The sequence below is a fragment of the Methanobrevibacter sp. genome (assembly GCF_045577275.1).
In the GTDB taxonomy this organism is placed as follows: domain Archaea; phylum Methanobacteriota; class Methanobacteria; order Methanobacteriales; family Methanobacteriaceae; genus Methanobrevibacter.
Window position 1 is genome coordinate 1 of sequence record NZ_JAZNIB010000124.1, and the last position, 2,550, is coordinate 2,550.

3 protein-coding genes are annotated in these 2,550 nt (G+C 34.1%); all 3 read right to left on the reverse strand.

Annotated elements, in window-relative coordinates; genetic code table 11:
• Nucleotides 1–430: 430 nt before the first annotated feature.
• A complete protein-coding gene (locus ACKI67_RS03965; RefSeq protein WP_407462091.1) occupies nt 431–832 on the reverse strand; it encodes a hydrogenase iron-sulfur subunit in 402 nt (133 codons plus the stop codon).
• A 14-nt stretch (nt 833–846) separates the two neighbouring features.
• Nucleotides 847–1,998, reverse strand: a complete 1,152-nt coding sequence (locus ACKI67_RS03970; protein WP_407462092.1) for a Coenzyme F420 hydrogenase/dehydrogenase, beta subunit C-terminal domain — start codon at nt 1,996–1,998, stop codon at nt 847–849.
• A gap of 13 nt (nt 1,999–2,011) precedes the next feature.
• Nucleotides 2,012–2,550 (reverse strand): molybdopterin-dependent oxidoreductase (locus ACKI67_RS03975; RefSeq protein ID WP_407462093.1); only part of this gene is annotated, 539 nt, incomplete at its 5' end.

Here is a 2,550-nt window from a genome sequence, read left to right on the forward strand (position 1 = left end):
AAATTTATAAAATTTATAAAATTCACAGTTTCAATTAAAATTAATAATTAAATCTAAAAATGATAAGATCAAATTATAGATTTAATTATGAGCTATTAATTTTAATTGAGATAGAGAAGATTTAATTTATTTAAATTAAATTAATAATTAACATTTTTGGGAAATGATAATAAATTGATTTGATTTGGAAATTAATTTAAATATTTATTGATTTGATTTGAATTATTAAATCTTCTTTTTTTTTCGTCTGATTTCGAGAATAAAAACCTTTTATGTTTTGTTTGTTTTGGAATTAGATAAAACAATATGGTTTACTTTTTTTACACTAGACTTCCTTAGAAGTATAGATTTTTTTATTTGATTTTTGAAATACGACTAAAAAATCTTTTTTTAAAAATTATTTTTTATCATTTATTGTTCAACAGTCTAATTATTTGTTTCTTGGTCCGAGTTGACTAATGGTATTGTGAAACTCTTTCATAGTTCTTTGGAATTTTTCTCCTTCAGATGCTGAAATCCATTCAAATCTGAATCTTTCCTTGTCAATTCCAAATTCCTCTATGATGTCTTTAGTCATCAGTGCTCTTCTATTCCATTTGTAATTACCAGCATCATAGTGACAATCACCAATGTGACAGCCTCCTACAAATACTCCATCAGCACCTTCCTTAAATGCTTTGAATATCATAGAAGGATTGATTCTTCCAGAACACATTACTCTTATGATTCTGACATTTGGAGGATATTGCATACGTGCGGTACCTGCAGTATCAGCACCACCATAACAACACCAATTACAACAAAAACCTACTATTTTAACATCTTCTGCCATAAAATTCAACTCCTTTAAAAGTCTTCTTTCATTGGACTGTATAATGGAGGTTTTTCATCACCAATACCAGCTACATATCCAGTGTGATTTTCATATTTCTTTTGAAGCTTGTGGAATATCTTGGATACTGGAATTTCCATTGGGCATACATCATCACATTGACCGCAATTAATGCAGCTTGGACTCATATGAGACAATCTGACACCATGGAATCCTAATGGATCAGGTGGTGATTGCGGGTCATCCTTAAAGTAAGGCTTTTCAAGTTCACATTCATGACACCAGCAGATAGGACATACATCACGGCAAGCAAAACATTTGATGCATTTGTTCCATTGGGCTTCCCATTCTTCAAGAGATAGGCCATCATCCAATTGTTTGCCTACGTTTTTATTACCCATCTTAATCATGATGTTTTCAACTTTGTCCCTCATTTCCATAGCTTTTTCGGAAGGTGCTTTAGTTTCAATAAAGCCTTCAGCAATAGCTCCATCAATTATTTCCTGACCTTTTTCGCTGTTGATTTCAACAAATGTCCAACCAGGCTCGCTGCCCCAGTTACCACATGCAATGTCAGCATTACGAGGAACTTTTAGTTCACATCTTTGACAGTTGTCACGACGTCCGTAGCCTTCCTCTTCCAAATCGTCAATCTTGATTCCGATTTCTTCACCATCTTCAAGCTCGATGATGAATTTACCTTTGTCAATTTCTTCCTTGACAACTTTGGAAGGGTCAACGTTATAGAATTTTTCTATCATTTCCTGAGCAACTTCCGGCCTTACAGTACCACCACAGTTCAAACCGACAGTGATGACCTTATCGCCATCAATTCTGTGTCTTTTAACCAATTCATTAATAGCCTTTGCATCACAAGGCTTAACAGCAACAGCTATTTTTTCATCCGCTAAAAAATCAGAAATCAAGTCACTTACCATTGTAGGTGCGCAATGCAAGGAACCGCATGTTTCAATGACTTCTTCGGCACTTGTTAAAAGTCTTGGAACACCATCATAGACGTCAACGCCCTTATTAAGAGTCAATACTCCATCAACTATTTCATTAGCTAATAAATATTGGAAAATAGAACTTACTGCTCCTCCACATGCTCCACTATCAGTTATTTCATTTGCCTTACTTTTAGCAAGAATAAATTTTTCACTCATTTTATCACCGATATCAAGCAAGCTCATCGAATATTTCCACTTCGCCTAAATTATCATTTTCAATTTCTGCAGATATGTCAAAGCATTGTTCTAAACCTTCGCAGTTTGTGAAGGTTCCAGCTTTTTCTGCCCAGGACTTACCTGGAAGAACCACATCTGAGATTTTTGCAAATGCATTGTCCTCATTGGAAATATTTACAATAAAACCTTTTCCTTTTATGTCATCTTTAGATAGATATTCCAAAGGATTATCCTTAACGACAATAAGTACTTTAGAGTCATCAATAATGTTCTTTACTTCTTCTGCATCCCAAGAATCCAGTCTGTTCATTGCACCTTTCATGTTATGGGCGTTGAAGACAGGCAATAGCTTTGCACCTGTATCAGCAGCTAAGGATTCCAATAATGCAAAGTCATCTTTGCAACAGACCTTGTTTGCAATGATTATTGAATTTTCATCCAAGTTCTCTTTAACAGCATCGATCTTATCATCAAGATGACCATCAAATTGAATGAATTCATCTGCATTCAAAGAAGTAATGGATTTTTCCA

Coding starts and splice junctions, on each gene's coding strand:
- ACKI67_RS03965 (WP_407462091.1), bottom strand. CDS start 832: ATGGCAGAAGATGTTAAAATAGTAGGTTTTTGTTGTAATTGGTGTTGT.
- ACKI67_RS03970 (WP_407462092.1), bottom strand. CDS start 1,998: ATGAGTGAAAAATTTATTCTTGCTAAAAGTAAGGCAAATGAAATAACT.